The sequence below is a fragment of the Streptomyces sp. NBC_01622 genome (assembly GCF_045209635.1).
In the GTDB taxonomy this organism is placed as follows: Bacteria; Actinomycetota; Actinomycetes; order Streptomycetales; family Streptomycetaceae; genus Streptomyces.
In genome coordinates this window covers 3625951-3651246 of sequence record NZ_CP109293.1, presented here as the reverse complement: position 1 = coordinate 3651246, position 25296 = coordinate 3625951, and the positions used below count along the sequence as shown (strand labels likewise).

Sequence of the window (25296 nt, the reverse complement as noted above, 5' to 3'; positions counted from 1 at the left end):
CGTGTCACGCGTACGACGGTCAGTCCCAGGAGCCCAGTGCCGCCGGCAGTTCCGCCACCTCCGTGAGGTCCTCCGGTGTGAGGCGGAGTTCCGCAGCTCCCGCGTTCTCCGTCACCCAGCGCTCCTGCTTGGTGCCCGGTACCGGCACCACGTGCGGGCCCTGCGCCAGCGCCCAGGCCAGGGCCACCTGGGCCGGGGTGACCTCCGGGCCGTGGCGGCGGGCGACGCGGCGCAGACCGGCCACGATCGGCTGGTTCGCGGCGGTCATTTCGGCGGTGAAGCGGGGGTGCCGGGCGCGCACGTCGTCCGGTTCGAAGCCCTCGCCCGGGGTCAGGGTGCCGGTCAGGAAACCGTTGCCGAGCGGCATCGCGGCCAGGAAGCCGACTCCGCGCGCCGCGCACCACGGCAGCAGCGCGTCCAGCGCCTCCGTCGACCACACCGACAGCTCGGCCTGCACGGCCGTCACCGGGAACACCTGCTGTACGCGCTGGAGTTGGCGGATCGTTCCGTCATGCAGCCGCGCCCCGGGCCGGCGTGCCGAGCGGGCGCCGACCGCGCACATGCCCAACGCCCTTACTTTTCCGGCCTGTACGAGATCCGCCATCGCGCCCCAGGTCTCCTCGACCGGGACCTCGGGGTCGGCGCGGTGCAGTTGGTAGAGGTCGATCACCTCGGTCTGGAGGCGGCGCAGCGAGGCGTCGCACGCGCGTTTCACATAGCCGGGGCGGCCGTTGGCCACGATGTGCTGTTCGCCGACCAGCAGGCCGACCTTGGTCGACACGAACGCGTCCTGCCGCCGTTCCTTCAACACCCGCCCCACCAGCAGCTCGTTGGTGAACGGGCCGTACATGTCGGCGGTGTCCAGCAGCGTCATGCCCAGATCGAGCGCCCGGTACACGGCCCTGACCGATTCGTCGCCCCGCTGCCGCGACCCGGTGTAGGCCCAGTTCATCGGCATGCAGCCGAGCCCGACGGCCCCCATCGAGAGCGCCCCCGCGCCGATCGTCCTGCGCTCCACCTGCTCGTGACCCTCCCTCTCCTGGCCCACCAACCTAACCTCTGTGCGAGCGAGCGCCTGACATAGCCTCCTGACCATGACTGTCGACGTGTGGCTGCCCATCCCGCCGGAGGAGATCGAAGGGCTCCCCGAGGGGCCCAACTACCTGTTCTGGGACGGAGGTGAGGAGGGCGATCAGGAGTTCCCCGGCGACCCGGCGGACTGTGCCGTCTACGTCGTGCCGTACATGAAGCGTCACCCCGTGAAGACCCGGCCGCTGGAGCACATGCGGAACCTCCAGGTCATCCAGACGCTGACGGCCGGGATCGACGACATGACCGCGAACCTCTCCCTGATCGTCCCGGGGGTGCGGCTGTGCAACGCCCGCGGAGTGCACGAGGCGAGCACCGCCGAACTCGCGCTGACCCTGACCCTCGCCTCGCTGCGCGGCATCCCGCAGTTCGTGCGGGCGCAGCAACAGGAGCGCTGGCAGGGCGACTTCCACCCGGCGCTCGCCGACCGGTCCGTCCTCATCGTCGGCTACGGCGCCATCGGAGCCGCCATCGAGGACCGGCTCACTCCCTTCGAGCTCGCGCGGGTGGCGCGCGTGGCGCGCTCCAGGCGCACCACGGAGCGCGGACCGGTGCATCCGTTCACCGAACTGCCCGCCCTGCTCCCGGAGGCGGACGTCGTCATCCTGTCCACGCCCCTCACGGAGACCACCCGTCACCTGGTCGACGCCGAGTTCCTGGCCCGGATGAAGGACGGGGCGCTGCTGGTCAACGTCGCCCGCGGTCCCGTCGTGGACACCAAGGCGCTGCTCGCGGAGCTGGAAAGCGGCCGTATCACCGCCGCGTTGGACGTCACCGACCCCGAACCCCTGCCCCAGGGGCACCCGTTGTGGCAGGCGCCGGGCGTGCTGATCAGTCCGCATGTCGGCGGGCCCACGTCGGCGTTCCTGCCGCGTGCGAAGCGTCTGGTTGTGGACCAGTTGGGACGGTTCGTGAACCAGGAGCCGCTGCGCAACGTGATCCTTACGACAGGACCGACCGAGTAGCCGTAACAGGCGTGCAATCCGCTTCCAGCACCCTCCGCAACCTTCCGGAAGCGGGGCGTGAACGCATCTCCGCTGGTCGTCACGGAGCGTAGAGAGACTATGTCCCTGAGTGACGAGACTGGTGTATCGTCCCGGCAGGGGCTGCGCCGCGCACCGTTCGGCGCCGGGGACGGACATTTCAGACTGTGAGGGGGGCGACGGGCGATGCACGGCCTATGGACGAGCGATCCGACGCGGCGGGACCGCCGACGGCGACCCTGGCGCACCGCCGCGCGCAGACGCGGCCACGACGGAGATCACGGCAATCACAGCGGTCACGACAGCCACAGCGGTCATGGTGGCCGGCCCAGCCACCCCAGCCATCACCACCGCAGGCACAACGGCCGCCGCAGGCACGCCCATCCAGCGCACCGGAGCCCGCGGGACCGGGGAGCGACGCGGACCGGGAGGGCCCGGTGAGTTCGCCACCGTCTGCGACGACCACCCTCAACGGGGCGCTCCGGGACCGGACTTCGCCGGGAGCGCGGCAGCCAGGACCGCCGGCCTCCGGCGGCTGGGGCCTGGTCCAGCAACTCGTCCTGGCCCTGGTGTGCGCGGGATACGCCGTCGGTTCCGCGCTCGACTGGGGTTCCCGTCAAGTCGCCCTGATCATGGGTGACTTCGGGCTCAGCGCGGCGGCCGGTGCCGCCGCCGTCTCGTGCTTCCTCTACGCGCGAAGCCGCCGTATCCGCTTTCGACCCGCCTGGCTGCTGTTCTCGCTCTCCTCTGCGATGGCGGCACTGGGCAACGGAGTCTGGGGGTGGTACGAGGTCGTGCTCGAACGGACCGTCCCCAGCCCCAGCTTCGCCGACCTGTTCTTCCTGTGCTTCGCGCCGCCCGCCATCGTCGGCCTCCTGGTGCTGGCCAAACGGCCCGTCACCAAGGCGGGTTGGATCTGTCTGGCGCTGGACGCCTGGCTGATCGGCGGCTCGCTGCTCACGCTTTCCTGGAGCCTCGCGCTGGCCCAGGCCGCCAAGTTCGACGGGCCGAGCGTGGCCCACACCGCGCTCTCCCTGGCGTATCCGCTGCTCGACATCGCCCTGGTCAGCATGGTGCTCGCGCTGCACTTCCGGCGCTCCTCGGTCAACCGCACCGCCGTGAACACCGCGATCGGCGCGCTGGCCCTGACCGTGATGTGCGACGCCCTGTTCACCTCGCCGCTGCTCCATGACAACTACCACTCCGGCCAGTTGCTCGACGCGGGCTGGTTCGCCGGCTCGCTGCTCCTCGCCTATGCCCCCTGGGCCGCGCCCCGGCACGCCCAGCCCGAGGACGAGGGGTACACGCGCGTGGTGCACGAACACCGGCCCGGACAGCGCACCGGCGTCCAGCACCCGGCAGCAGCGCCGGGCGGCGACCACGGCCGCTATCCGGCCACCCGGCCCATCGCCGGTTCACTGGCCGCGCTCACCCCGTATCTCGCCGCCGCCGTCTGCACGTTGGGGATCCTCTACAACGTCCTCGACGGCCGCAGCCCCGACCGGGTGGTGCTCATCACCGCGGGCTGTGTGGTGCTCGCCCTCGTGGTCCGCCAGGGCATCATGCTGCTCGACAACATCACCCTCACCCAGGAACTGGCCCAGAAGGAGAACCACTTCCGCTCCCTGGTGCAGGGCTCCAGCGACGTCATCATGATCGCCGCCCCGAACGGCATCCTCCGCTACGTCTCCCCGGCCGCCGCCGGCGTCTACGGCAAGGCCGCCGAGGAACTCGTCGGGAACGAACTCGCCTCGCTCATCCACCCCGAGGACCTGGGCTGTGTGGTGCACGAGGTGCGCCGCTTCCTCGCCGCCAGCCCCTACGAGGAGTCCAACACCCGTATCGAGTGCCGCTTCCGGTCCGGCGACGGCGGCTGGCTCAACGTCGAGTCGACCGTCAACCGCCATCACGGCGGCCTGATCTTCAACAGCCGGGACGTGACCGAACGCGTGCGCCTCCAGGCGCAGTTGCAGCACAACGCCGAGCACGACCCGCTCACCGACCTGCCCAACCGCGCCCTGTTCACCAAACGCGTCCAGCAGGCCCTGTCCGGCCGCCGCTCCACCGACCGCGGCACGGCCGTCCTCTTCATCGACCTCGACGGCTTCAAGGCCGTCAACGACACCATCGGCCACCAGTCCGGGGACGAACTCCTCGTCCAGGCCGCCCGCAGGCTGCACGCGGCGGTCCGGCACGGCGACACCGCCTCCCGGCTCGGCGGCGACGAGTTCGCGGCCCTGATCGTCGGCGACGGCACCCGGGACCGGGCCGCCCGCGAGCGGCACATCATGGAACTCGCCGACCGCCTGAGAATCACCCTGTCCCAGCCGTACCTCATCGACGGCAACGATGTCCGTGTCGCCGCCTCCATCGGCGTCGCCTTCGCCGAACCGGGCCTGGGCGCCGGGGAGTTGCTGCGCAACGCCGACCTCGCGATGTACCGCGCCAAGGGGGCGGGCAAGGGCCGGGTCGAGCTGTACGCCCCGCAGATGCAGCAGGACGTCGTACGGAAGGCGGAGCTGGCCACCCGGCTGCGGGCCGCGCTGCACGACGGCGAGTTCGCGCTGCTGCACCAGCCCGTGGTGTCGTTGACAGACGGCCGGATCACCTCGGTCTCCACCCAGGCGCGATGGCGTTCGTCGCAGGGGGTCCTGTTCACGCCGGCCGAGTTCCTGCGGGTGGCCGAGGACAGCGACAAGACCGCCGAGCTGGGCCGCTGGATGCTGGAGGAGGCCGTGGAACAGGCCGCCGAGCGCACCGCGACCGGGCTCGCCGTGTCCGTCGCCGTGCGGATAAGTGCCCGGCGGCTGCTGGACAAGTCGATGCCGCTCGGCTCGATCGAGGCCCTGCTGACCCGGCACGGGCTGCCGTCGGGCTCGCTGGTCATCGAGCTGTCCGACACCGACCCGCGCGTCTCCCTGGACGAGCTGGAGCGCCGGCTGACCGCACTGCGGCGGCTCGGCGTCCGGATCGCCCTCGACGGGTTCGGCAGCGGCTACGCGGCCATCACGACGCTACGGCGGCTGCCCGTCGACGTACTGAAACTGGACCGCAGTCTGGTCGAGGGCGTCGTCGAGTCCGCGCGGCTGCACAAGATCACCAGCGGGCTGCTGCGGATCGCCGGCGACCTCGGGCTGCAGTCCGTGGCCGACGGGGTCGACCTGCCGGAACAGGTGGTCGCCCTGCGCGCGATGGGCTGCACGCACGGACAGGGCATGGCCTTCTCCGGACCACTGGACGAGTACCGGCTGCGCCGGGCCCTGTCCTGCGGCCACTATCCGGTGCCGCACGGACCCGCCGAGCCCGCGTTCGCGGGCGGCGCCCCGGGGGTGTACACCAGTGGTGTGCCCGTCGTTTTCGGGGGCGGAACGGCCCTCCGTTCACATAATGAGACTCCCGTCCCACCCACTTGACAGTCGGTGCGTGCCGGGGGGAGGGTCAGTCCCATGCGCACCCGAATTCTCGTACTTGGAAAGCGCGTCGGCTGAAGCTGGTGACGTCCGGACGGACCCGGAACTCCCAGCGACCGCACCCGGCGCGCTCCCCTCGCTTGCCTCACGGCACGAGGGGTTTTTTGTTGCACAGGATCCAGTCGTGCAGCAGCTAAACCCCGCACAAACCTCGCAAAAACCCTCAGCATCGAGAAGAGAATGACGATGACCGAGCAGGCCACCGGGGCCCATCCGCAGCCGCGGCCCCGATCCGGAGGACAGCCGTCCGCCCCCGAGCACGTCACGGGTGCGCAGTCCCTCATCCGCTCTCTTGAGGAGGTCGGGGCCGACACGGTATTCGGCATTCCCGGCGGTGCGATCCTTCCGGCCTACGACCCGCTGATGGACTCGACGCGCGTGCGTCACGTCCTGGTCCGGCACGAGCAGGGCGCGGGTCACGCGGCCACCGGCTACGCACAGGCCACCGGCAAGGTCGGCGTCTGCATGGCGACCTCGGGCCCCGGCGCCACCAACCTGGTGACCCCGATCGCCGACGCGCACATGGACTCGGTGCCGCTCGTGGCGATCACCGGGCAGGTCGCGTCCAAGGCGATCGGTACGGACGCCTTCCAGGAGGCGGACATCGTCGGCATCACGATGCCGGTCACCAAGCACAACTTCCTGGTCACCAAGGCCGAGGACATCCCGCGCGTCATCGCGCAGGCCTTCCACATCGCCTCCACCGGCCGTCCAGGACCGGTGCTGGTCGACATCGCGAAGGACGCCCTCCAGGCGAAGACCACCTTCTCCTGGCCGCCGGTCATGGACCTCCCCGGCTACCGCCCGGTGACCAAGCCGCACGCCAAGCAGATCCGCGAGGCCGCCAAGCTGATCACCGCCGCGAAGCGGCCCGTCCTCTACGTCGGGGGCGGTGTCCTCAAGGCACACGCCACCGCCGAGCTGAAGGTCCTCGCAGAACTCACCGGAGCGCCCGTCACCACCACCCTGATGGCGCTCGGCGCATTCCCCGACAGTCACGAGCTGCACGTGGGAATGCCGGGCATGCACGGTGCGGTCACCGCCGTCACCGCGCTGCAGAAGGCCGACCTGATCGTCGCCCTCGGAGCCCGCTTCGACGACCGCGTCACCGGCAAGCTGGACAGCTTCGCGCCGTACGCGAAGATCGTCCACGCCGACATCGACCCGGCCGAGATCGGCAAGAACCGCGCCGCCGACGTGCCGATCGTCGGGGACGCCCGCGAGGTCATCGCCGACCTGGTGCAGGCCGTGCAGAAGGAGCACAGCGAGGGTCACACCGGCGACTACAGCGCCTGGTGGAAGGACCTCAACCGCTGGCGCGAGACGTACCCGCTCGGCTACGAGCAGCCCGACAACGGCTCGCTCTCCCCGCAGCAGGTCATCGAGCGCGTCGGCCAACTCGCCCCGGAGGGAACGATCTTCGCGGCGGGCGTCGGCCAGCACCAGATGTGGGCAGCGCACTACATCCAGTACGAGAAGCCGGCGACCTGGCTCAACTCCGGTGGCGCCGGGACGATGGGCTACGCGGTCCCGGCCGCGATGGGTGCCAAGGCCGGCGCCCCGGACCAGACGGTCTGGGCGATCGACGGCGACGGCTGCTTCCAGATGACCAATCAGGAACTCACCACCTGCGCCCTGAACAACATCCCGATCAAGGTCGCCATCATCAACAACGGCGCCCTCGGCATGGTCCGCCAGTGGCAGACCCTGTTCTACAACCAGCGCTACTCCAACACCGTGCTGCACAGCGGCCCGGAGGCGGACGGCAAGCAGCCGAGCGCGGGCACCCGCATCCCCGACTTCGTCAAGTTGTCGGAGGCGATGGGCTGTTACGCGATCCGCTGCGAGTCCCCCGACGACCTCGACAAGGTCATCGAGGAGGCGAACTCGATCAACGACCGCCCCGTCGTGATCGACTTCATCGTCCACGAGGACGCCATGGTGTGGCCGATGGTCGCCGCCGGCACCTCCAACGACGAGGTCATGTTCGCCCGGGACGTCCGCCCCGACTTCGGCGACAACGAAGACGACTGAGCGAGAGAGACCACAGAGAAATGTCCAAGCACACGCTCTCCGTCCTGGTCGAGAACAAGCCGGGTGTCCTCGCCCGGATCACCGCCCTGTTCTCCCGGCGCGGCTTCAACATCGACTCCCTCGCCGTCGGAGTCACCGAACACCCCGACATCTCCCGCATCACGATCGTGGTGAACGTGATCGAGGCACTTCCGCTCGAACAGGTCACCAAGCAGCTCAACAAGCTCGTCAACGTGCTGAAGATCGTCGAACTGGAGCCGGGTTCCGCCGTTCAGCGCGAACTCGTTCTGGTGAAGGTGCGCGCCGACAACGAGACACGCTCCCAGATCGTCGAGATCGTCCAGCTCTTCCGCGCCAAGACCGTCGACGTCTCCCCGGAGGCCGTCACCGTCGAGGCCACCGGCTCCAGCGACAAGCTGTCCGCCATGCTCAAGATGCTGGAGCCGTACGGCATCAAGGAGCTGGTCCAGTCCGGCACGATCGCCATCGGCCGCGGCGCCCGCTCCATCACCGACCGCTCGCTGCGCGCGCTCGACCGCTCCGCGTAGACCCGTGTGCGGGCGGCCCCGGCCGCCCGCATTCCGAGACCCCCGAACTTCGATTCCGCCCGCCGTCATACGGTGGGACGCAACACCTGCACACCAAGGAGAGAACCCAAAGTGGCCGAGCTGTTCTACGACGCCGACGCCGACCTGTCCATCATCCAGGGCCGCAAGGTCGCGGTCATCGGCTACGGCAGCCAGGGCCACGCCCACGCGCTGTCGCTCCGTGACTCCGGCGTCGACGTGCGCGTCGGTCTGCACGAGGGCTCCAAGTCCAAGGCGAAGGCCGAGGAGCAGGGCCTCCGTGTGGTGACGCCGTCCGAGGCCGCCGCCGAGGCCGACGTCATCATGATCCTCGTGCCGGACCCGATCCAGGCCCAGGTCTACGAGGAGTCCATCAAGGACAACCTCAAGGACGGCGACGCGCTGTTCTTCGGCCACGGTCTGAACATCCGCTTCGACTTCATCAAGCCCCCGGCCGGCGTCGACGTCTGCATGGTCGCCCCCAAGGGCCCGGGCCACCTCGTCCGCCGCCAGTACGAGGAGGGCCGCGGCGTTCCGTGTATCGCGGCCGTCGAGCAGGACGCGACCGGCAACGGCTTCGCGCTCGCGCTGTCGTACGCGAAGGGCATCGGCGGCACCCGCGCCGGCGTCATCAAGACGACCTTCACCGAGGAGACCGAGACCGACCTGTTCGGTGAGCAGGCCGTCCTCTGCGGTGGTACGGCCGCGCTGGTCAAGGCCGGTTTCGAGACGCTGACCGAGGCCGGCTACCAGCCCGAGATCGCGTACTTCGAGTGCCTGCACGAGCTGAAGCTCATCGTCGACCTCATGTACGAGGGCGGCCTGGAGAAGATGCGCTGGTCGATCTCCGAGACCGCGGAGTGGGGCGACTACGTCACCGGCCCGCGCATCATCACGGACGAGACCAAGGCCACGATGAAGCAGGTCCTCGCCGAGATCCAGGACGGCACCTTCGCCCGTGAGTGGATGGCCGAGTACCACGGTGGCCTGAAGAAGTACAACGAGTACAAGCAGAAGGACGCCGAGTCCCTGCTGGAGACCACCGGCAAGCAGCTCCGCAAGCTGATGAGCTGGGTCGACGAAGAGGCGTAAGTCCTGAGGCCGAGGTCCTGTCGTCACATTCCCGTCGCGAGGCAGGCGGGAATGTGACGACAGGACCTCGGGGCCGGAGTGAGCACTCCGGCCCCTTTGTCCAACCCGTCCAGCCTCGGACGGGTGATCCTTCCGCAGAGGCGTAAGACGCCCCTCGCCGCGCCACTACACTGCCGTACTACATACGCGTCAGGCCCACAGCGTCGTGCGTCTCCACGCGGCCCATAGCGACACCGAGGAATGTCAGGCACACCCCCGCGCCGCCCGGCATTCCCCGGCGCCGCTACCTCCACCGCCTGCGGCCGTCGGGACGGCCGTCCGCACGCAATGGACTTGTGAGGACTCACGTGAGCTCGAAACCTGTCGTACTCATCGCTGAAGAGCTGTCGCCCGCGACGGTGGACGCCCTCGGCCCGGACTTCGAGATCCGCCACTGCAACGGCGCGGACCGGGGCGAGCTGCTCCCCGCGATCGCCGACGTGGACGCGATCCTGATCCGTTCGGCCACCAAGGTCGACGCCGAAGCGGTCGCCGCCGCACGGAAGTTGAAGGTCGTCGCACGAGCCGGCGTCGGCCTGGACAACGTGGACGTCTCCGCCGCCACCAAGGCCGGCGTGATGGTCGTCAACGCCCCCACCTCGAACATCGTCACCGCCGCCGAGCTGGCCTGCGGTCTGCTGCTGGCGACCGCACGCCACATCCCGCAGGCCAACGCCGCGCTGAAGAACGGCGAGTGGAAGCGCAGCAAGTACACGGGCGTCGAGCTCGCCGAGAAGACCCTCGGCGTCGTCGGCCTCGGCCGTATCGGCGCCCTCGTGGCGCAGCGCATGTCCGCGTTCGGGATGAAGGTCGTCGCCTACGACCCCTACATCCAGCCCGCGCGGGCCGCCCAGATGGGCGTCAAGATCCTGTCGCTGGACGAGCTGCTCGAAGTCTCCGACTTCATCACCGTGCACCTGCCCAAGACCCCCGAGACGGTCGGTCTGATCGGCGACGAGGCGCTGCGCAAGGTCAAGCCGACCGTCCGCATCGTCAACGCCGCGCGCGGCGGGATCGTCGACGAGGAGGCGCTGTACTCCGCGCTCAAGGAGGGCCGCGTCGCCGGCGCCGGCCTCGACGTGTACGCGAAGGAGCCCTGCACGGACTCCCCGCTCTTCGAGTTCGACCAGGTCGTCTCCACCCCGCACCTCGGCGCCTCCACGGACGAGGCCCAGGAGAAGGCCGGTGTCTCGGTCGCCAAGTCGGTGCGCCTCGCGCTCGCCGGTGAACTCGTCCCCGACGCGGTGAACGTCCAGGGCGGAGTCATCGCCGAGGACGTCAAGCCCGGCCTGCCGCTCGCCGAGAAGCTCGGCCGCATCTTCACCGCGCTCGCGGGCGAGGTCGCGGTCCGCCTCGACGTCGAGGTCTACGGCGAGATCACCCAGCACGACGTCAAGGTGCTCGAACTCTCCGCGCTCAAGGGCGTGTTCGAGGACGTCGTCGACGAGACCGTGTCGTACGTCAACGCCCCGCTGTTCGCGCAGGAGCGCGGCGTCGAGGTACGGCTGACGACCAGCTCCGAGTCCGCCGACCACCGCAACGTCGTCACCGTGCGCGGCACGCTGAGCAGCGGCGAGGAGGTCGCGGTCTCCGGCACGCTGGCCGGCCCCAAGAACCTGCAGAAGATCGTCGCGGTCGGCGACTACGACGTCGACCTCGCGCTCGCCGACCACATGGTGGTGCTGCGGTACGAGGACCGTCCCGGTGTCGTCGGCACGGTCGGCCGCGTCTTCGGCGAGGCCGGCATCAACATCGCCGGTATGCAGGTCTCGCGGTCGGTCGCGGGCGGCGAGGCGCTGGCCGTGCTGACCGTCGACGACACGGTGGCCGTCAATGTGCTGGCCGAGGTGGCCGAGGAGATCGGCGCGACGTCGGCTCGTTCGGTGAACCTGGTCTGAGCCTGAGCCATGGGTGAACGCCGGGCGGGCTGAGGAGAGAATCCTCAACCCGCCCGGCGTTCCTCTGTGTTGGGCTCTCACACCTGCGCTTCCTGCGGCTCCGCCGCCACCGGCTCCGGCGCCTGTACCCGCAGCCCCCGCAGGGTCCGCGCCGCCGCGAAGGCCGCGCCCAGCAGCAGTGCCGCGCCCGCGATCGCCGCGCCGTGCATGCCGTCGGTGAAGGCCTGCCGTGCGGTCGCCGTCAGGGCATCTCCCGCGTGCCCCGGCAGTCGGCGGGCGACGGCCAGGGCGCCGCCGAGGGTCTCGTGGGCCGGGGCGGGGGCCGAGGCCGGGATGCCGTGGCGGTAGACGGCCGTACCGATGGAGCCGAGGACCGCCATGCCCAGCGCGCCGCCGAACTCCGCGCCCGTCTCCATCAGCGAGGACGCGACGCCCGCCTTCTCCACCGGGGCGCTGCCCATCGCCAGGTCCATGATCTGGGACATCACCATGACGATCCCGGAGGCGAGGACACCGGCGGCGGCCAGGGCCAACCAGAGGGAGTCGGTGCCGGTGAGGGCGAGCATGCCGTAGCCGCAGGCGGCGATCGCGAAACCGGAGGCGACGACGTAGGCGCGGTCAACTCCCTTCTGCACGAGGGTCGTTGCCAGCGGAGCCGCCGCACCGATCGGCACCGAGGGGAGCAGCGCCCACAGGGCCGCCTCCATCGCGCTCTTGCCGAGCACCGACTGCAGGTACTGCGTGGTGAAGAAGGCCGAGCCCATCATGCCGAACGCGGAGACCAGGTTGAGGACGACGGAGGGGGCGAAGCCGCGGCCCCGGAAGAGGGTGGGGTCGATCATCGGGGACGCTGTGGTGCGCTGGCGGTGGACGAAGAGGGTCGCGAAGAGCAGGCCTACGGTGATCGAGACGACGTACTGGACGTGCCAGCCCTCGGACGGGATCTCCTTGAGGCCGTAGATCACGGGCAGTACCGCCGCCAGGGACAGTGGGACGCTCGGCCAGTCGAAGCGGCCGGGGGCCGGGTTCTTCGACTCGGGGAGCAGGAACGGGCCGATGAGCAGGAGCAGGGCCATCGCGGGCAGGTTGATCAGGAAGACCGAGCCCCACCAGAAGTACTGGACCAGCACCCCGCTCAGCACCGAGCCGAGCGCGACACCGGCGGTCATCACGCCGGACCACAGACCGATCGCCTTCGCGCGCTGGCCGGGGTCGGTGAACATCGTGCGCAGCAGCGCCATCGTCGAGGGCATCAGGGTGGCGCCGCCGATGCCGAGGACCGCGCGGGCCGCGATCAGGGTCTCGGCGCTGTTCGCGTAGGCGGCGATGAAGGAGGCGGTGCCGAAGGCCGCTGCGCCGATCAGGAGGAGCCGACGGCGGCCGATGCGGTCGCCGATCGAGCCCATCGTCATCAGCAGGCCGGCCAGGACGAAGGCGTAGATGTCGAAGATCCACAGCTGCTGGGTGCCGCTGGGCTCCAGGTCCGCGCTGATCGCCGGGATGGCGAAGTAGAGGACGGAGACGTCCATGGAGACGAGGAGCAGCGGGAGCATCAGGACGCCGAGGGCGGTCCATTCGCGGCGCCCGGCACGGGAGTTGGGGGCGCTCGCGGGGTTCGTCGAGCTCGTCGGGTTCGTCATGACAGCGAATGTACGCGTGTCTTAAACGCTTGTCTAGAACGGATGTGTAAGTCGTACGTATAGGACGGCTGTATGGATCGGCGGTAGGGTGGCGGGCATGGGACACCGTGAGGATCTGCTCGAAGGCGCGAAGCGCTGCCTGCTGGAGAAGGGGTTCGCGCGCACCACGGCGCGCGACATCGTCAAGGAGTCGGGGACGAACCTCGCGTCCATCGGCTACCACTACGGCTCGAAGGACGCGCTGCTCGCGCAGGCATATGTCTCGCTGGTGGAAGGCATGTCCTTCGAGTGGGGTGACCGGCTCGAAGGGGCGCCGGGCTCGCTGGAGCGGTTCAGGGAGGTGTGGTCGAACGTCGTCGCCTCCCTCCGCCAGCCCGGCTCGATGTGGCGGCTCAGCGGGGAGATCATGGCGATGGGCGACCAACTGCCGGAGGCCCGCGATCAGTTGGCGCTCGCGCAGCGCGAGGGCGGCCGGGGACTGGTCTCGCTGTTCATGGGCGTACCGGAGGAGGAGGTGTCGGACGAGACCGCCGACACGCTCGGCTCGTTCTACATGGTCGTGATGTCCGGGCTCATCATGCAGTGGACCTTCGACCCGAAGACCGCGCCCGACGCGGACCGGCTCACCGAGGGTCTCCGCCAACTGCTGGAGGGTGCCCGGAGGGTGGGGTGATTTGCTGGTTGTTCGTCGGCCCGCAGTGCCGGCGTCGCCGCCCGGGGGCGCTCGGCCCGGTGGCCGTGCCCAAGGGGGACGCGTTCTCCGTTCTCCGTGGAGCTTCGCCCGCCGCCGGAGCGCGTGTGCGCGGTGCGCCGACCGCGTGGGCTACCCGGCCGTCGACCAGTCCTCGCGCCGCCGGTCCCGCAGCGCCGGTGCCACCGCGACCAGCATCAGCAGCGCGGTCAGTGCGAAGGCCCACGGGTAGCCGGTCAGGCCGGCCGTGATGCCGAAGCCGGCCGCGCCGACGCCCATGCCGCCGTCGTAGGCCAGGTTCCACAGCGCGCTGACCGTGCCGTACGAGACGCCGGAAGCGCGGGCGTACATCAGGGTCAGCGTGGCGTTCTGGGTGATGCCGAAGCCCGCGCCGAACAGGGCGGTGCCCGCGATGACGGCGACCGGGTTCGCGGTCGGGGCGATGACCAGGACGCCCGCCGCCGACAGGAGCAGGCCGGGCAGCACGAGCCGGCCGCTGCCGTGCCGGTCGCCGTGGCGGCCCGCCAGCCAGCGCGTCACGGTGGAGGCCGCGGTCTGTACGAACAGGGCCACCGCGACGACTCCGGCGGACGCCGAGGGCACGGCCAGCGGCAGGAACGTGACGATGATTCCGGCGGCGGTGGCGGTGGCCGCGAACACCAGAACCGGCCGTAGCAGAGCGCCGGTTCGCAACCCTCGTACGACACCCATCGGCTCATCTGGGCGGTCTGCCTTGCTCCCTCGGTCCGGCAGGCCGGTGACGAAGGGGATCGCGGCCAGTGCCGCGAGGCCACCGGCGACGGCGACCGGCCCGAATCCCAGATGCTCGGCCAGCCACAGGCCAAGCGGCAGCGCGAGCAGTGACGGTACGCCGGACACCAGCCCCACCAACGCGAGCCCCTCGCCCCGGCGTTGGTCCGGGATCAACGACGCGGTCAGGGCGCCGCCCGCGACGATCGTCAGCGCGAAACCGAGCCCGCGGACGAAGCACACCGCGACGACCCACGCGGTGTTGCCCGAGACGGTCAGTACCAAGGCCGGGGCGCCGAGCAGCAACAGCCCTGCCATCAGGGTCGGTCGGTACCCGAAGCGGTCCACGAGCCGGGGCGTGACCAGCTCGCCGAGCACCGTCGCGAGCATCAACGACCCGGTCGCGAGCCCCGCCGCGCCACCGCCGCCCCGCTCGGCGGCATACGCCGGTACGACCGAGAGCAGCAGGAAGAAGCTCAGACTGGCGCCGACCACGCTGATGAAGCGGAGGAGGAGGGGGCGGGTCACGAGCGGGGGACGACTGCCCGAAGTGGCCCCGGAGGAAGGGCGGTTGGGTGTCGCGGGGGAGGGTGAGCCGGAGGTCTGGCCGGTCGTCATGGCGTCGACACTAGAATCCGGCCGGGCCGCCCGGCAGCTCCAATTCCGGGCCGGTGGACTGGTCGGTCGCTCCCGCCGGCGCGGTACTCAACGCCGTCGACGACGAAGGCGTACCCGTCCGCGGGATCGCCGAGACCATCGGACGGCACCTGAACCTGCCCGCCCGTCCCCTGGCTGGAAGCCCAGCCGCCCCGGCCTGATCGAGGACATCGAAGAGGGCCATTACTTCAGGTGAGTCGGCCGGCGGCGCCCCACGGGCGAATGTCATTCGATCGGCCCAGCGACAAATCGATTCCCCGGGTGAACGGGCCGGAGATCGATCAACCGCACCGGCCGGTACGGCGATCGTAGGGCGGTATCAGACCGTCCGAACGCCCAACCGATCGCCCACCAAGGAGTTTCCTTTGCGAGTTCGTCGTGTCGTGACCAGTGCCCTCGGTGCCGCAGCCCTCGTGCTCACCTCGCTCGGCACGGTGGCCGCCGCCACCCCCGGGTCCGCCGGCCCCTGCGGCTTCTACAAGACCAGTACCGACGCCTACTACCGCCACTGCACCACCGACGGCTCGCATGTCGTCATCAAGGTCCGGGTCGCCCGGGCGCGTGACCACGAGGCATGCGTCAGGCCCGGCACGACCTGGCTGGGCTCCGCCCGGAAGATCCAGGGCGCCTACTACGTCGGGCGGACCTGCTGACCCGTCGCGTCGCCCCATAGCCCCCAACTGCCTTACAGCCGCGCCCCCTTCAACACCATGTGCAGCAACAGCCGGTCCTCCCCGTCGTCCAGGTCCAGCCCCGTCAGCTGTTCCACCCGTGACAGGCGGTAGTAGAGCGTCTGGCGGTGGATGCCCAACTCGGCTGCCGTACGTCCCGCTTGGCCCGCGCGGTCGAGGTACACCTCGGCGGTGCGGGCCAGTTCGTGGTGGGCGGGGGAGAGGAGGGGGCCGACCGCGGGGTCATGGGCGGAGTCCGGGGGGAGGCTGGTCAGGAGGCGGTACGGGCCGATGCGGGACCAGTCGGCGACCGGGGCGAAGCGGGGTTCCGCGAGGGCGGCGCGGGCCGCGGCCGTGGCTTCCTGCCAGGCGGTGGCGAGGTCGGCGAGACCGGCGCGGGGCCGGGCGATGCCCGCCGCGCGGCGGGCGCCGGGCGGGCCGTCCTTCAGGAGACGGGCCGCCGCTGCCTCCGCCGGACTGCCCGCGTCCGTCGACCGCAGGCGTACCAGCACCGCCAGGCACTGTTGCTCCGCCGCTCCCCACGGGACCGTGCACAGCGCCGTGGCGTGCGGCACCGTACGGGCCGAGGGGGTGTCGTCCGGGTCGGCGGCCGGCCAGGGGGCGACGCACACCAGCGTGTACGGGCCGTCGCCGCGGGTGCCGAGGGCCGTGCGCAGGGCCGCCACCGCCATGTCGCCCTGCCAGCCGCGCTCGGCGGTCAGCACCGTCTGCAGCTCCCGGCTGAGATCCGCCCCGTGCTGCGCCTCGTCCGCGAGCAGCGCTCCGATGCGGGACGTCACCTCCATGGCCGCGTCCAGCTGCGGGGCGGTGGGTCCCGGGTCGTCGGCCAGGAGCCAGACGTAGCCGAGGACGACGCCCCGATGGCGTACGGGGAGGCAGATACGGCCGCGGTAGACACCCGCCTCGGGGGTGGGCGGGATCCGGACCGGGCCGGTCGCCCGGGTGATACCGAAGCCCTCGAACCAGGTGCGGATCGCCGTCGTGGAGCGCCGGGTGAGGATCGAGCGGGTGCGGACGGGGTCCAGGGCGGTCGGGTCCAGGTCGCCCTCACCGTCGTAGGCCCCGAAGGCGATCAGCTCGAAGTCGCGGTTCTCCAGGGTCGCCGGGGCGCCGAGCAGCTCGGAGATCTCGTCGACGAGCTCCTGGTAGTCGCCTCTGGAATCGGATGTCACCCGGGCATTCTCGCGCATTCCCCCGCCGGCTTCATACATCTGTCTGAGATCTGCGGCACGGATGCGTGACAGCTGTCGATGGTCGACGATCGGAGACAACCCTAGGTTTCACGGTGGTTCCCCGTATGTCCGACCGCTTGGAGGTACCCCGTGCTGGGTCCCGTGATTCTCGCCGCCTCGCGCAGCGAACAGATGCGTCGGCTGATCTCGGCGGCGCCGGTGACCAAGCAGGTCGTGGACCGCTTCATCCCCGGCGAGACCGTCGACGAGATCGTGCCGATCGTCCAGGACCTGACCGCCAAGGGCCTGGAGCTGACGATGGACGTCGTCGGCGAGGACATCACCACCCCCGAGCAGGCCGCCGCCGCCCGCGACGCCTATCTCCTGCTCGTCGACCGGCTCAAGGAGCTGGAGCTGGGTACCCGGGCCGAGATGTCCATCAAGCTGTCCATGTTCGGGCAGGCGCTGGAGGGCGGTCACGAGCTGGCCCTCGCCAACGTCCGGCCCGTCGTCGAGGCCGCCGCCGCCATCGGTACGACCGTCACGCTCGACGCCGAGGACCACACCACCCTCGACTCGATGTTCGCGATCCACGAGGAGCTGCGGAAGGACTTCCCGCAGACCGGCTGCGTCATCCAGGCCTACCTCTTCCGCACCGAGTCCGACGCCCGCCGGCTCGCCGGGGCCGGCAGCCGCGTCCGGCTCGTGAAGGGCGCCTACAAGGAGCCCGCCGAGGTCGCCTACCAGCAGAAACACGAGATCGACAAGGCCTACGTCCGGATTCTGCGGATCCTGATGGAGGGTTCCGGCTACCCGATGATCGGATCCCATGACCCGCGCCTCATCTCCATCGCGCAGGAGCTCGCCCGGCGCGCCGGGCGCAAGCTGGACGAGTACGAGTTCCAGATGCTGTACGGCATCCGCAGCGACGAGCATCTGCGGCTCGCCGCCGAAGGCCACCGCATGCGCGTCTACACCGCCTACGGCACCGACTGGTACGGCTACTTCATGCGCAGGCTCGCGGAGAAGCCGGCGAACCTGCGCTTCTTCGCCCGCAGCATGATCACCAAGGGCTGATGCGCGGGGTGAGCGGCTGCCGTCGTCCTCCGGCGAGTGCTCGGAGGACGACGGCAGCCGCCCCGCGGCCGGCTGAGCCGGACCCAGACCCGCGGAAAGGAGTTACGGATCTCGTGACTCCGCCCCCGAAGAGGCTTCTCACGAACTCGCCGCAGCGAGCCCGTGACGGTCAAGCCCTGACCGCCGCTCACCATACGCAACCGCTTCAGTTCCCCCCGGCTGAAGCCCGGGAATCACTCGGAAGAGGTACCCCATGGACGCTGTGACCCAGGTCCCCACCCCCGTCAACGAGCCGGTGCACGGCTACGCGCCCGGCTCTTCCGAGCGCGCCCGTCTGGAGGTCAAGCTCAAGGAGCTGGCCGAGAACCCGATCGACCTGCCGATGACCATCGGCGGCGAGCGGCGGATGGGCGGCGGCGAGCGCGTCGACGTCGTCCAGCCGCACAACCACAAGGCACGGCTGGGCACTTACGCCAACGCCACCCAGGACGACGCCCAGGACGCGATCGACGCGGCCCTCGCCGCCGCGCCCGCCTGGCGCGCGATGTCCTTCGACGACCGTGCCGCGATCATCCTGCGCGCCGCCGAACTGCTGTCCGGCCCGTGGCGCGAGACCCTCGCGGCCTCCACCATGCTCGGGCAGTCCAAGACCGCCCAGCAGGCGGAGATCGACTGTCCCTGCGAACTCGTCGACTTCTGGCGCTTCAACGTCAAGTACGCCCGCGACCTGCTCGCCGAGCAGCCCCCGGCGAACTCCCCGGGCGTGTGGAACCGCCTCGACCACCGCCCGCTCGAAGGCTTCGTCTACGCGATCACGCCCTTCAACTTCACCGCGATCGCGGGCAACCTGCCGACGGCGCCCGCGCTGATGGGCAATGTCGTCGTCTGGAAGCCGTCGCCGACCCAGACCCACTCCGCCGTGCTCCTCATGCAGCTGCTGGAGGAGGCGGGGCTCCCCAAGGGCGTCATCAACCTCGTCACCGGCGACGGCATCGAGGTGTCGAAGGTGGCCCTTGAGCACCGCGACCTCGCCGCCATCCACTTCACCGGGTCCACCAAGACCTTCCAGTACCTGTGGAAGACGGTCGGTACCAACATCGAGAAGTACCGCTCCTACCCGCGCCTGGTCGGCGAGACCGGCGGCAAGGACTTCGTCGTCGCCCACCCGAGCGCGGACCGCGCGGTGTTGAAGACGGCGCTGACCCGCGGCGCCTTCGAGTACCAGGGGCAGAAGTGCTCCGCGACCTCCCGCGCGTACATCCCGGCGTCGATCTGGAACTCCGGTTTCAAGGAGGAATTCGCCGCCGAGGTCGACTACTTGACGATGGGTGACGTCACCGACCTGTCGAACTTCCTCGGCGCGGTCATCGACGAGCGCGCGTTCGCCAAGAACAAGGCGGCCATCGACCGCGCGAAGGCGGACCCCAACTGCGCGATCGTCGCGGGCGGTTCGTACGACGACTCGGTCGGCTACTTCGTCCGCCCGACCGTCGTCGAGTGCAGCGACCCGGCCAATGAGGTGTTCACCACCGAGTACTTCGGCCCGTTCCTCGCCGTGCACGTCTACGAGGACGACGCCTACGACGAGATGCTGACCCAGATGGAGTCGGTGTCCGACTACGCCCTCACCGGCTCGGTCATCTCCAACGACCGTGCGGCGGCGGCCTACACGATGGAGAAGCTGCGCTACGCGGCCGGCAACTTCTACATCAACGACAAGTCCACCGGCGCCGTCGTCGGCCAGCAGCCCTTCGGCGGCGGTCGCTCCTCCGGCACCAACGACAAGGCCGGCGCCCCGCAGAACCTGATGCGCTGGACCCTGACCCGCGCCATCAAGGAGACCCTGGTCGCACCGACCGACTACACCTACCCGCACATGGGCTGACAGGAACACAGCGCCCACAGCGGGCAGACTCCCCGTCATGACCCCAACCCGTATGCAGGACACGGCGGTTACCGCGGACGACGGAGTGCGGCTGTGGGCCTCCCGGTCCGGCCGTGGCACACCCGGCACCACACCCCTGGTGCTGTGCCACGGCGGGCCCGGACTGTGGGACATGTCCGAGGACGTGGCCGGAATGTTCGACTCCCGCACCACGGTGGTCCGTTGGGACCAGCGCGGATGCGGGCGGTCCGAACCGTGCGCGGGCCCGTGGACCACCGAACGGTTCGTGGCCGATCTCGACGCCGTACGACGGCACTTCGCGCTGGAACGGCCGGTGCTGCTCGGCCACTCCTGGGGCGCCTCGCTCGCCCTGAGCTACGCCCTCGCCCACCCGGACCGGGTCACCGCGCTCGTCTACGTGAGCGGCACCGGCATCGGACCGGACGCCGACTGGCACGGCGCCTATAAGGAGAACCTTCTCGCCCGGCTCGGCGAAGATTCCCAACGGCTAGCCCGCTGGCGGGAGTTGCCCGGAGACAGCCGCGAACGGGCGGTGCTCCAGTGGTCCGCCGAGTTCGTGGACCGGGAGCGGGCCGTCGAGCACGCGGAGCGGATGGCCGACCCCTGGTTCCCCATCAACTCCCCCTGCAACAAAGCCCTGAACGCCGAGGCGGGACAGACCGCCGGCACCCCCGCCCGGTACGCCGCCTGCGAGGCCCTCGACCTCCCTGTGCTCATCGTCGACGGAGAGCGGGACATCCGCCCCCGGTCGGCCGTCGACTCGCTGGAGCGGGCGCTGTCCCGGGTGCGGCGGGTGACCCTGGCGGGCGCCGGGCACCTCCCATGGGTCGAGGACCCGCACGGGTTCCGCGAGGCGGTGACGACGGCGATGCGCTCATGACGTCAACGCGGTGACGACGGGCGATGCGCCGATGACAGCACGCCATGAGCCCGTGTCTCCGATACTGACCCCGTGACCATCCGTATGCGCATCGCCCACACGGCCGACCTCACCCCGGCCGACCTCCGCGCCGCCCGCGCACTGCTGGACGCCGCCTTCGCCGGTGACCTCACCGACCAGGACTTCGAGCACGGCCTCGGCGGCCTCCACGCCCTGCTCGCCGACGAGGACGGGCTCGTCGCGCACGGCTCGGTCGTCATGCGCCGGGTGCGCTATCGCGGGCGCTGGCTGCGGGTCGGGTACGTCGAGGGGGTCGGCGTACGCCCCGACGCCCGGCGCCGGGGGCACGGCGGCCGGATCATGGCCGAGCTGGAGCGGATCGTCGACCACGCCTACGACGTCGGCCTGCTCGGCGCCAGCGACGACGGCGCCCGCCTCTACACCGCGCGCGGCTGGCGGCTGTGGGGCGGCAAGATCTCCGCCCTCGGCCCGGACGGCATCGTCCATCTGCCTGAGGAGGAGGACAGCACCTACGTCCGCCCCGCGCTCGCCGGACCCCTCGACCTCGACGCCGATCTCCTCTTCGACTGGCGTGACGGGGACGTGCTCTGACGGAGCGTCAAACGATCGCCCGCACCAGGACCTTGCCCGTGTTCCCGCCGCGCAGCATCGACAGGAACGCCTCCACGATCGACTCGAAACCGTCCACGACCGTCTCGTCCAGCGCCAGCGTCCCGGCACGCAGACGCGGTACGGCGAACTCGTACAACTCCTCCTGCACATCAAGGTAGTCGCGCACGAGGAAGCCCTCGACGCGCAGGCTCTTCTCCACCACGTCGGCGTGGTTGAAGACCACGGGCGGCGCGTCCGGGGTGTTGTACTGGCCGATCGTGCCGATCCGCACCACCCGCCCGCGTTCGCGCAGCGCGCCGATCGCCGCGCCGAGGTGGTCGCCGCCGACGTTGTCGACGAAGAGGTCGATGCCGTCCGGGGCCGCCTGGGCGAGGAGTTCGGCCACGGGAGCGGTGCGGTAGTCGAAGGCCGCGTCGTAACCCACGTACTCCGTCAGGTACTTCACCTTCTGGGCCGATCCCGCGCTGCCGATCAGCCGGCCCGCCCCCAGCAGCCTGGCGAACCGTCCGGTCGCGGTGCCGACGCCGCCCGCCGCCGCGGACACGAACACGTCGTCCCCCTCGCGGAGCCGGGCGATCCGGGTGAGACCGACGTATGCCGTCAGGCCGGTGCCGCCGAGCACGCTCAGGTAGGCGGACAGGGGAACCCCGTCGTGGTGGGGGAGCCGTCGGACCTCCTCGGGCCGGACGACCGAGTGGGTGCGCCAGCCCGCGCGGTGGAAGACGATCTCGCCCTCGGGCAGCGCCGCGGCACGGGAGGCGACGATCCGGCCGAGTGCGCGGCCCTCCAGCGGGGCGTTCAACTCGAAGTCGCCGTCCATCATTTCGCGGTGGTAGGGGTCGACGGACCAGTAGAGGTTCTCGACCAGGGCGGTGCCCGGGGCCGGCTCCGGGACGGGCGACCCCACGAAACGGAAGTGGGCGGGGGACGGGAATCCGGTGGGGCGGGACGTCTGGTGCACGGTGAGCGCGATATCGGTCTCGGTCATGGGAAGGGACCGTAGGCAGGAATGCGGGGGTCGGGGAGAGGGTTGCGCTCATGGAACGGATCGGTCCATGAATCACCCTCATAGCAGCAGGTGGGAGACGTCCGGTGCAGTCTGTCGATCTTGCCCCGCAGGAGCTCAGGACCCTGGTCGCGGTGGTCGACGAGGGAGGTTTCTCGGCGGCCGGCGCACGGCTCGGGAGCACCCAGTCCGCCGTCTCGCACGCGGTGCGCGGTGTCGAACGGAAGCTGGGCGTCGTGCTGTTCGAGCGCGGGCGGTACGGTGCCAGGCCCACGCCCGCCGGAGCGCGGGCCGTGGCGCACGCCCGGCGGGTGCTGCGGATGCTGGAGGTGATGGTCGCCGAGACACGCGGTGCCGGAACGGGAGATGCCGGGACGGCCGTGGTCGGCGGGCCGCTGCGGATCGCCGCGTTCCGGAGCGCGGCCCTGTATCTGCTGCCGCCGGTGCTGGAGCGCCTCGCCGTCTCCCACCCCGGGATCGAGCCGACCGTGCGGGTGGTCCGGGAGGTCGGGCCCGGCACCGCCGGCGAGGTGGCCGAGGGGCGGGCGGACCTCGGTATCGCGACCGTCGGCACCGGTGCGCCGGTCCCGCCGGGGCTGGTGGGCGACGTACTCCTGGAAGAGCCGTACGCGCTGGTGCACCCGGTCGGTCACCCGGCGCCGCGTTCGCTGCCGCTGGTCGACTGGGCCGAGAACTGCTCCTCCCACACGCGTGCCTGGTGGGCCGCGCAGGACTGGATCCCGGCGGCGACGGTGCGCGCGGAGGACGACGGGGCGGTGCTCTCCATGGTGGGCAGTGGTTTCGGCATGGCCATCATGCCCAGGCTCTCGCTGACCGGGGCGCCGTCCTCGGTCGAGGTCACCGATCTCGGGGCGGAGCGGCCGACGCGGAAGGTCGGCTATGTGACCACTCCCGAACTGGCGGCGACGACGGTCGTCAGGGCACTGGTCCGCGAACTGCGGGCCGGAAGAAAACCGCAGGTCAGTGCCGCGTGACTCGTTTCACCGTCTCAGATAGTAGGAAGTCCGAGTAATTGTGGAGACAGATGCGCGGTCCTGTCCTAGCTTTGTAGGAGCCGAACGTCTCGCTCGACCAAGCGAATGGCGGCCGTGAGCCGGACAGCATGCAGGCAACCCCTGCGGTCCGTGGCTACCCGCCCCCTCCGGCGTCTCGTAACCCCCTTCTGCACTCCAGGAATCATCGAAGGAGTCGATTCCCCATGGCCGAGACGACCGTCCGCCGCCGAGTCCGCCACGTGCCCCGCACCAGCGAGTCCGAGCGCAAGAACGCCGCCGCCGCTCTCCAGCGCGCCCTCGACCGCCGGGACAACGGCGGCGAGACCGGCCACTGAGCCGCAGTAACACCACCCCATAGCCGGGAGCCGCGCCCGCACGGGGTGCGGCGCGGTCTCACCGACCGCGCCGCACCTCGAAGTGGTCGATGCGCCTGCCGTTCTGGTCCAGCGCCGACACCTTGAGCCTCGGCGTGCTGCCGCTCTCCGCCTCCACCGAGAGGAGGGAGAAGCCCCGGTAGCGCACCCGCGACCACTCCACCGTCTCCGCCTGCGTGTGCCGGCCCTTCGCCCACTGCAAGGTGTCGACCGTCCCGTGCCGGGTGACGTGCCCCTCGTAGCTCTCCTTGACGCCCGCAGGGAAGCCGTACAGATCCCGACCGCCGCCGCCCGCCGTGACGTACACGATCCCGTCCTTCGTCGGGTCGGTGGACGCGCCGATCGGTACCGCCCTGCCGACCGTGCCCTTCCTGATGGCGTCGGTCCGCTCGTACACGTGGTTGTGCCCGTTGATCACCAGGTCCACCTGGTGCTTCGCGAACAGCGGCAGCCACTCCGCCCGCACTCCGCCGTCCGAGGCGTGCGCGGAGGTCGAGTAGGCGCAGTGGTGGAAGAAGACCACGACGAAATCGACCCCCTTCGCCGCCCGCAGCTCACGCAGCCGGCCGTCCAGCCACTTCGTCTGCTTCCCGGCCGTGTAGCCGAGGTTGGCGGTGATCTCGTACGACACGTCGTTCGCGTCGAGCGCCACGACGCCGACGTTGCCGTAGACGAAGGAGTACACGCCCGGCGCGTGCGTCGGGTCGAAACCGTTGTCCGGAAGGGACCAGCGGGCGAGCTGGCCGCCGTAGCCGTCGGGGGAGTACCAGGCCTCCATGTCGTGGTTGCCGGTCGTCACCATCCACGGGACGGTCCGGGAGGTGCCCTCGTTCTGCTTGAGGAACAGGTCCCAGTACGTAGGGTCGTAGCCGTCCGTCTGCTTGCCCAGGCCGTTGGTGTCCGCGTAGCAGATGTCACCCGCGTGCAGGTGGAAGGCGGGGTTCTCGCGCAGGATCACATGGTCGTTGGCCGCTGCCGCGTTGCTCACACCCTGGTCGCCGAAGGCCGTGAACACGAACTTCTCCGGGCTCGCCGGCGCCGTACGGAACGAGCCGATCGTCGAGCGGTGGGCCGGGGCGGCCGGGTCGAAGCCCTCGTGGCCGACGCCGTAGTAGTACGTCGTGCCGGGGTGGAGGCCGTCCAGGGCCGCGTGGACGTAGTACTGCTCCACCGCGGAGCGGACGCCGGTCAGGCCGGGGGTGTGCAGGGCGCGCACCTCGGCGGTGATCCTGCGGCTGAGGTCGTCGGGCTTCGACCCCACTCGTACGTACGGCTTCCTGACCGCGAACGGCACCTGCCAGGAGACCCGCATCTCCGTCTTCGGGTCGGAGCCGAAGGCGAGATGGCGGCCGAAGGGGGTGACCGCCGCGCCGGGCACCTTCGACGTGGCGGGGGTGGGGGTCGCCGCCTTGCCGTCGGTGGCGCTCTTTCCCGCGCACCCCGTCAGCAGGCCGCCCGCCACCGCGCCCGCCGTCACCAGGGTGCGGCGCCGGGACAGCTTGGCGCGCAGGTACTCGTACTGCTCGGCCATGCTCATCCGGACCGCGAGGTGCTCCGGGATGCCGACGTCGGGTACGGGGGGTTCGGGGGGTGTCCCCCCGAAAAGCACAGTCATGTCGATGAAACTCCCC

At 70.5% G+C, this 25296-nt stretch carries 21 protein-coding genes; 15 read left to right on the top strand and 6 right to left on the bottom strand.

Annotated features, from left to right (window positions below; translation table 11 throughout):
* Positions 1-19: 19 nt before the first annotated feature.
* Entirely contained in the window at positions 20-1018 is a 999-nt protein-coding gene (locus tag OH768_RS16190) for an aldo/keto reductase (RefSeq protein WP_406465290.1), read from the bottom strand.
* A gap of 76 nt (positions 1019-1094) precedes the next feature.
* On the opposite strand from OH768_RS16190, the gene OH768_RS16185 reads away from it, so the two are divergent.
* The 6 genes from OH768_RS16185 to serA all read left to right on the top strand — a co-directional run bounded on the left by OH768_RS16185 (position 1095) and on the right by serA (position 11171).
* Positions 1095-2054: a 2-hydroxyacid dehydrogenase gene (locus OH768_RS16185; protein ID WP_406454225.1), complete on the top strand. Its 960-nt coding sequence runs from the start codon at positions 1095-1097 to the stop codon at positions 2052-2054.
* 455 nt (positions 2055-2509) lie between these two features.
* Complete coding sequence (locus OH768_RS16180) at positions 2510-5485, top strand: putative bifunctional diguanylate cyclase/phosphodiesterase (protein ID WP_406454223.1); 2976 nt, start codon at positions 2510-2512, stop codon at positions 5483-5485.
* Positions 5486-5722: 237 nt separating this feature from the next.
* On the top strand, positions 5723-7576 hold the full coding sequence (locus OH768_RS16175; protein WP_406454221.1) for an acetolactate synthase large subunit: 1854 nt from the start codon (positions 5723-5725) through the stop codon (positions 7574-7576).
* Positions 7577-7596: 20 nt separating this feature from the next.
* Positions 7597-8124, top strand: a complete 528-nt coding sequence (ilvN, locus tag OH768_RS16170; protein WP_329258098.1) for an acetolactate synthase small subunit — start codon at positions 7597-7599, stop codon at positions 8122-8124.
* Positions 8125-8235: 111 nt separating this feature from the next.
* The gene (ilvC, locus tag OH768_RS16165) at positions 8236-9234 is read left to right on the top strand and encodes a ketol-acid reductoisomerase (RefSeq protein WP_019068660.1); all 999 of its coding nucleotides are present in this window, start codon (positions 8236-8238) and stop codon (positions 9232-9234) included.
* Between the two features lie 347 nt (positions 9235-9581).
* Entirely contained in the window at positions 9582-11171 is a 1590-nt protein-coding gene (gene serA, locus OH768_RS16160) for a phosphoglycerate dehydrogenase (protein ID WP_406454218.1), read from the top strand.
* Between the two features lie 77 nt (positions 11172-11248).
* On the opposite strand, the gene OH768_RS16155 is transcribed toward serA, so the two are convergent.
* A complete protein-coding gene (locus tag OH768_RS16155; RefSeq protein WP_406454216.1) occupies positions 11249-12811 on the bottom strand; it encodes an MFS transporter in 1563 nt (520 codons plus the stop codon).
* 97 nt (positions 12812-12908) lie between these two features.
* Here OH768_RS16155 and OH768_RS16150 point away from each other — a divergent pair, with 97 nt between their 5' ends.
* Positions 12909-13484 carry a TetR/AcrR family transcriptional regulator gene (locus OH768_RS16150; protein WP_406454214.1) on the top strand — a complete coding sequence of 192 codons (576 nt, stop codon included), beginning with the start codon at positions 12909-12911 and terminating at the stop codon, positions 13482-13484.
* Positions 13485-13634: 150 nt separating this feature from the next.
* Here the strand turns inward: OH768_RS16150 and OH768_RS16145 are convergent, their stop codons facing one another.
* A complete protein-coding gene (locus OH768_RS16145; protein WP_406454212.1) occupies positions 13635-14870 on the bottom strand; it encodes an MFS transporter in 1236 nt (411 codons plus the stop codon).
* A gap of 53 nt (positions 14871-14923) precedes the next feature.
* Between OH768_RS16145 and OH768_RS16140 the strand changes: the two genes are divergently transcribed.
* Together OH768_RS16140 and OH768_RS16135 are read left to right on the top strand one after the other, a co-directional pair.
* Positions 14924-15070 carry a hypothetical protein gene (locus tag OH768_RS16140; protein ID WP_406454210.1) on the top strand — a complete coding sequence of 49 codons (147 nt, stop codon included), beginning with the start codon at positions 14924-14926 and terminating at the stop codon, positions 15068-15070.
* A gap of 204 nt (positions 15071-15274) precedes the next feature.
* A complete protein-coding gene (locus OH768_RS16135; protein ID WP_406454208.1) occupies positions 15275-15562 on the top strand; it encodes a DUF6355 family natural product biosynthesis protein in 288 nt (95 codons plus the stop codon).
* Positions 15563-15594: 32 nt separating this feature from the next.
* Here the strand turns inward: OH768_RS16135 and OH768_RS16130 are convergent, their stop codons facing one another.
* Positions 15595-16791 carry a PucR family transcriptional regulator gene (locus OH768_RS16130; RefSeq protein WP_406454206.1) on the bottom strand — a complete coding sequence of 399 codons (1197 nt, stop codon included), beginning with the start codon at positions 16789-16791 and terminating at the stop codon, positions 15595-15597.
* A 132-nt stretch (positions 16792-16923) separates the two neighbouring features.
* On the opposite strand from OH768_RS16130, the gene OH768_RS16125 reads away from it, so the two are divergent.
* The 4 genes from OH768_RS16125 to OH768_RS16110 all read left to right on the top strand — a co-directional run bounded on the left by OH768_RS16125 (position 16924) and on the right by OH768_RS16110 (position 21248).
* The gene (locus OH768_RS16125) at positions 16924-17850 is read left to right on the top strand and encodes a proline dehydrogenase family protein (protein WP_406454204.1); all 927 of its coding nucleotides are present in this window, start codon (positions 16924-16926) and stop codon (positions 17848-17850) included.
* A gap of 253 nt (positions 17851-18103) precedes the next feature.
* Entirely contained in the window at positions 18104-19735 is a 1632-nt protein-coding gene (gene pruA / locus OH768_RS16120) for an L-glutamate gamma-semialdehyde dehydrogenase (protein WP_406454202.1), read from the top strand.
* 52 nt (positions 19736-19787) lie between these two features.
* Entirely contained in the window at positions 19788-20636 is an 849-nt protein-coding gene (locus OH768_RS16115; protein ID WP_406465289.1) for an alpha/beta fold hydrolase, read from the top strand.
* Positions 20637-20708: 72 nt separating this feature from the next.
* Positions 20709-21248, top strand: coding sequence for a GNAT family N-acetyltransferase (locus tag OH768_RS16110; RefSeq protein WP_406454200.1), 540 nt, complete (start codon positions 20709-20711; stop codon positions 21246-21248).
* A gap of 7 nt (positions 21249-21255) precedes the next feature.
* On the opposite strand, the gene OH768_RS16105 is transcribed toward OH768_RS16110, so the two are convergent.
* Positions 21256-22257 carry an NADP-dependent oxidoreductase gene (locus tag OH768_RS16105; RefSeq protein WP_406454198.1) on the bottom strand — a complete coding sequence of 334 codons (1002 nt, stop codon included), beginning with the start codon at positions 22255-22257 and terminating at the stop codon, positions 21256-21258.
* 104 nt (positions 22258-22361) lie between these two features.
* On the opposite strand from OH768_RS16105, the gene OH768_RS16100 reads away from it, so the two are divergent.
* Together OH768_RS16100 and OH768_RS16095 are read left to right on the top strand one after the other, a co-directional pair.
* A complete protein-coding gene (locus tag OH768_RS16100; RefSeq protein WP_406454196.1) occupies positions 22362-23270 on the top strand; it encodes a LysR family transcriptional regulator in 909 nt (302 codons plus the stop codon).
* Between the two features lie 224 nt (positions 23271-23494).
* Positions 23495-23626: a hypothetical protein gene (locus OH768_RS16095; RefSeq protein ID WP_266772865.1), complete on the top strand. Its 132-nt coding sequence runs from the start codon at positions 23495-23497 to the stop codon at positions 23624-23626.
* Positions 23627-23684: 58 nt separating this feature from the next.
* Here OH768_RS16095 and OH768_RS16090 read toward each other — a convergent pair whose 3' ends face one another.
* Positions 23685-25280, bottom strand: a complete 1596-nt coding sequence (locus OH768_RS16090) for a purple acid phosphatase family protein (RefSeq protein WP_406454194.1) — start codon at positions 25278-25280, stop codon at positions 23685-23687.
* Positions 25281-25296: the final 16 nt, after the last annotated feature.